4 protein-coding genes are annotated in these 4,810 nt (G+C 43.2%); 2 read left to right on the forward strand and 2 right to left on the reverse strand.

Annotated features, from left to right (window positions below):
* Positions 1–114: 114 nt before the first annotated feature.
* The gene (locus B5F71_RS18760; protein ID WP_087213377.1) at positions 115–870 is read right to left on the reverse strand and encodes a 5'-nucleotidase; all 756 of its coding nucleotides are present in this window, start codon (positions 868–870) and stop codon (positions 115–117) included.
* A 199-nt stretch (positions 871–1,069) separates the two neighbouring features.
* On the opposite strand from B5F71_RS18760, the gene rplS reads away from it, so the two are divergent.
* The gene (rplS, locus tag B5F71_RS18765; protein WP_022040246.1) at positions 1,070–1,423 is read left to right on the forward strand and encodes a 50S ribosomal protein L19; all 354 of its coding nucleotides are present in this window, start codon (positions 1,070–1,072) and stop codon (positions 1,421–1,423) included.
* Positions 1,424–1,871: 448 nt separating this feature from the next.
* On the opposite strand, the gene B5F71_RS18770 is transcribed toward rplS, so the two are convergent.
* A complete protein-coding gene (locus B5F71_RS18770) occupies positions 1,872–3,197 on the reverse strand; it encodes a glycosyl hydrolase family 28 protein (protein WP_191765336.1) in 1,326 nt (441 codons plus the stop codon).
* 325 nt (positions 3,198–3,522) lie between these two features.
* Here B5F71_RS18770 and B5F71_RS18775 point away from each other — a divergent pair, with 325 nt between their 5' ends.
* Positions 3,523–4,653, forward strand: a complete 1,131-nt coding sequence (locus B5F71_RS18775; protein ID WP_022040248.1) for a glycoside hydrolase family 88 protein — start codon at positions 3,523–3,525, stop codon at positions 4,651–4,653.
* Positions 4,654–4,810 lie beyond the last annotated feature (157 nt).

The raw sequence follows: 4,810 nt of genomic DNA on the forward strand, positions 1-4,810 counted from the left end.
TTGACTGACGAAGATATCTATCAGGCTATCATCAACAGGGAGGAAGATATGAAACATATTTGCGACATTTATAGATTAAAAGCTGCAAGTTGAACTTGCGAAACTTGAACTGTATTATTGTTCAACAATCCGCCCTTCCACCTTCGCATCAACACACTTGCCCAAAGCTTCCATATTTTTTACATAATCGATGAACAAATCCCGCAAAACAGCATTTTCCGGTTCAAGCTTACCCACAGCTTCTTTAAAGGCTGACAAATGATCATTCCCTTCGGCTAAATAGTCAATGGTAGCTACCTGATAGTCCTTTTCCGGGTCAATGTCCTTTCCACCGACTTTCGCACTCAGCAGATTGCCCGATTCCGATATGACAAGCCTTGCTCCACTTAGTCCTTCTCCATGTACCCCAGCCATCTGCCTGAACAGTTCCTGCAAGTCTTTCCCTTTCAATGTCACTACCACCAAATGGTTTTCGAACGGAGTGATTTCATAAACCGATGCAACCGTTACCTCCCCTTCATTCAGCAGACTGCGTATGCCTCCCATGTTCATCACGCCCACATCTGCCGGCATACCGGTTTTAACTTCCGCCGCCGTACGCAACACGTCTGCTAACAGATTCGACAAGGGCGATTCGGGACGGTAAACTTCCAACTTCCGTGCCGCATGGCCGATTACCGGCTTCATGATGCTATCCACACCCTCCTGGTAAGGCTGCAACATACGCCACGCTTTCATATCTTGCTCCACATCGTATGCTTTTGTCACAGGTACCCTTTCTCCTTCTACCGACACCAGCGAATAGCCTGAACTACATGCCGTTAAAGCTAGGGCTACCACATACATGCCATAACATAATCTTTTTTTCATATTGATTGTCTGTTTATTTCCAGTCAAAGTTAGAAAAAAAGCCGACGATGCCCAAATTTTCCTTCAAAATAAAGCGAAAAGGCTTTGTCATGTCGCAAAAAATCACTTACTTTGCACCGCTTCCGCGCAATCGCTGTCAAGAAGAGTTACTTGGTATGTTGCGTTGGGTACGATAAACAATTTAATTTCAAAAAACAAGATGGATTTAATTAAAATTGCAGAAGAAGCATTTGCTACTGGCAAACAGCATCCTTCATTCAAAGCAGGTGACACGGTTACAGTAGCATACCGTATCGTCGAAGGTAACAAGGAACGTATTCAGATGTATCGTGGTGTAGTTATCAAAATCTGTGGACACGGCGAAAAGAAACGCTTCACCGTACGTAAAATGTCTGGTACAGTAGGTGTAGAACGTATTTTCCCCTTGGAGTCTCCGGCTATCGACAGCATTACTGTCAACAAGATTGGTAAAGTGCGTCGTGCTAAATTGTACTACTTGCGCAAACTTACCGGTAAGAAAGCCAGAATCCAGGAAAAACGTACAAACTTATAATTCGGATTCGATTGTTTCCTTACATAAAAGCCGGCTTCTATTATCAGAGGCCGGTTTTTTTATGATATCTGTCGTGCATGTGGCTACCATTATATAAAAAGAGTCAGGGAAATCAAAGCCAATACTTCTGTGCTATTGGCATTTATAGTCAATCAGAGATAATTTTACGCAATTCATTTCTGATTGACTATATAAGTTCCTATGTTTGTAATGTGCTAGCAAAATAGCATAAAGCCAAGAGAAACTGTTTTGAATTTCTCCAAAAAGTTTTTCTTGGCTTGATGTATCCGTTTTCGTGTGTGCTTTGGGCAATTTTTGGTCATTTCCGCTTCTGTCCTTCATCAGATAGCCCGCTATCTTCCTCATCACACTAGCGGAAATACTCCAAATCAGCACACGATAAATTCAAAACAGCTGCTTGCTGGAAATTTAAGGGTATCCACTAATATCATTCCACTTTCTTACCGTTTATCGTCACATTCTTCAAAGTAAACCCTTCTACACAATCTTTCTGTATTTCGGGCTTCTTTGTTACGGTCAAGTTTAAGTTTTCGAACATAAAATCGGACAATTTATATTGGTCTTCCGCTTTTGCCACATCAAACACCACCTCACATTCCATCGTAATATTCCGCATCGTCACGTGGCTTGAATATGAATAAGGTATATCCTTCCGCCCTTGCAGATCGAAGAATTGGGTCCATGGTTTTGCATAAAGAAAGCTGGAAACCGTACCGGTGATATTTTCTACCGTAATATATTCGTAGTTCTGGGGCGTATCGGGACGCATCTTCAACCAAAGCAAGCGCTTTGCATTGTCCAGCCGGCAACGACGAAGCACGATGTTATGGTCATGGATGGATTCACTTCCGCAAGTCAATGCACTATGGCAAAACCCATACACGCAATCTTCTATGATAATGTTACGGTTCGAACCATTGTTTTTCTTATCCTGGTCAGCCCATGGCCCCTTTCCACCTTTCAAGGCAATGGCATCATCGTTGACCGACATATAGCAATTCTTCACCAACACATTGGTGCAGACATCAATATCAATGGCATCCGAACTGGGCGCCTTCACCGGTTCGTAAGGGGCGAAAATTGAAAGGTTCAGCAACTTGACATTCTCGCAACGGTAAAGATGGGTAGTCCAAAAAGGAGAGTTCTCCAGACGCACACCCGAGAGCTGCACATCTCTTGAATCGGCGATATATACCAGACGTGGGCGCAACTCTTCCAAGTTGGTGCATTTCGGATTCACTTGCCGGCGCAACCAAAAAGATTTCCAATAACGCAGACCATTTCCGTTAATACGTCCTTCACCCGAAATGGTAAAGCCATCCACCCCGATGGCATTGACCAAAGCTGCAAAATATTTCAGGTTCTGCCCTTCCATACGTGTATCAATAACAGCAAAGTGGCTGATATCATCACTTCCCTTCAAAGTTCCACCTTTTTCTATATACAGGTGTGTATTAGGCTTAAAGAAAAGTGAACCGCTCAAAAACGTTCCTTTCGGGATATAAACCACTCCGCCCCCATCCTGAGACGCCTTGTCGATAACTGCCTGTATCTTCTCTGTCTGCAAGACTGTACTATCGTTTACCACTCCATAATCTGTAATGCGATAACTTTTACCCAAATCCTGCAAATTCACAATTTCCGTCTGACGGAACCAGTCGGGCACCGGAGTACCATCGGGAAACACATCTTTTGCCGAGAGATGCAAAGCACACATCGCTACCCAAGCAAAAGCCAACCACTTTGTCCACATTTTATTCATATTACCTATACTTTTTAAATTGAGAAACTGTTTTGAATCTCTCCAAAAAATTTTTGCGTCTTAATGTATTCGTTTTCAAAACAGTTTCTGGATATACCAATCAATTGTCATGTCGCAAAGATAAACGAACCAAACAATATTTGAAATAGAAAATCATACAGAAACCAAGTGTAATTGTACAAATTACTTTCCCCCGCAGACAAAATTTACCCAAATATGGATAAAAACAAAGGAATCTGTATTATTTTCCATTTTTTCAGTACAGAATAATCCGTACTTTTGCCCAGGAAATATTCATTTAATCAATAAAAGAACCATGAAAAAATTATTTATTGCAGCATTGGCGCTCTTCTTGGGAGGTATTGGCATGCTGAAAGCACAGGAAATACCCGACCAGAAAGAAACGCTGAAAACACTGATCAAGGTAAACGATTTCTACATGAAAAACAATCCCGACTGTCGCCAGCCCAGCTACGTGAACAAGATGCGGCCTAGCAACATCTGGACACGTGCCGTATATTATGAAGGACTGATGGCACTCTATTCCATCTATCCCGATGACAGATATTACAACTACACCTATCAGTGGGGAGAATTTCATGACTGGAACATGGTGCGTGGTGAAACATGGACACGTCATGCCGACAACTATGCTTGCACGCAAGTATATATAGATATGTATAACCTCTGTCCCGACCCAAAAGTGTTACGTCATGCCAAGGCCAACCTGAACATGCTGCTCAATACGCCGCAAATCAACGAATGGACATGGATTGACGCCATACAGATGGGAATGCCCGGATTTGCCAAGATGGGCAAACTGACCGGCGAACAAAAATATTTCGACAAGATGTGGCAGATGTATGAATATACCCGCAATCGGTTGGGTGACAATGGCATGTTCAACCTTAAAGACGGTCTGTGGTGGAGAGATGCAGACTTTGACCCTCCCTACAAGGAACCAAACGGCGAGGACTGCTACTGGAGTCGTGGAAACGGATGGGTATATGCTACCTATGTACGTATATTAAATGAGATTCCTGCTGACGAGACCCACCGGCAGGATTACATCAACGATTTCCTCACCATGAGCAAAGCACTCAAAGCTTGCCAGCGTGAAGACGGATTCTGGAACGTCAGCTTGCACGACCCTACTCATTTCGGAGGCAAAGAACTGACTGGTACTTCGCTCTTCGTATATGGCATGGCATGGGGTATCCGTACAGGATTGCTTGACCGAAATGAATACCTGCCCATCGTACTGAAAGCCTGGAATGCCATGGTGAAAGACGCTGTGCATCCCAACGGATATTTAGGATACGTACAGGGAACTGGCAAAGAACCGAAAGACGGACAACCCGTAACCTACGACAGCAAACCCGATTTTGATGATTTCGGTACAGGGTGTTTCCTGTTGGCAGGAAGTGAAATATATAAGTTACAATAAACAGTAAAAAACAATGCATGCACCTGCATGTGTGATATATAACCGGATTTTTCAGAAGCTGTTTTGAATTTATCGTGCGATGATTTGGGATGAGTTTTTGAGGCATTTTCGCTTCTGTGATGAGGAAGATAGCGGGCTATCTGACGAAGAACAGGAG

The sequence above is a fragment of the Bacteroides sp. An269 genome, from assembly GCF_002159755.1.
GTDB classification, from domain to species: Bacteria; Bacteroidota; Bacteroidia; order Bacteroidales; family Bacteroidaceae; genus Phocaeicola; species Phocaeicola intestinalis.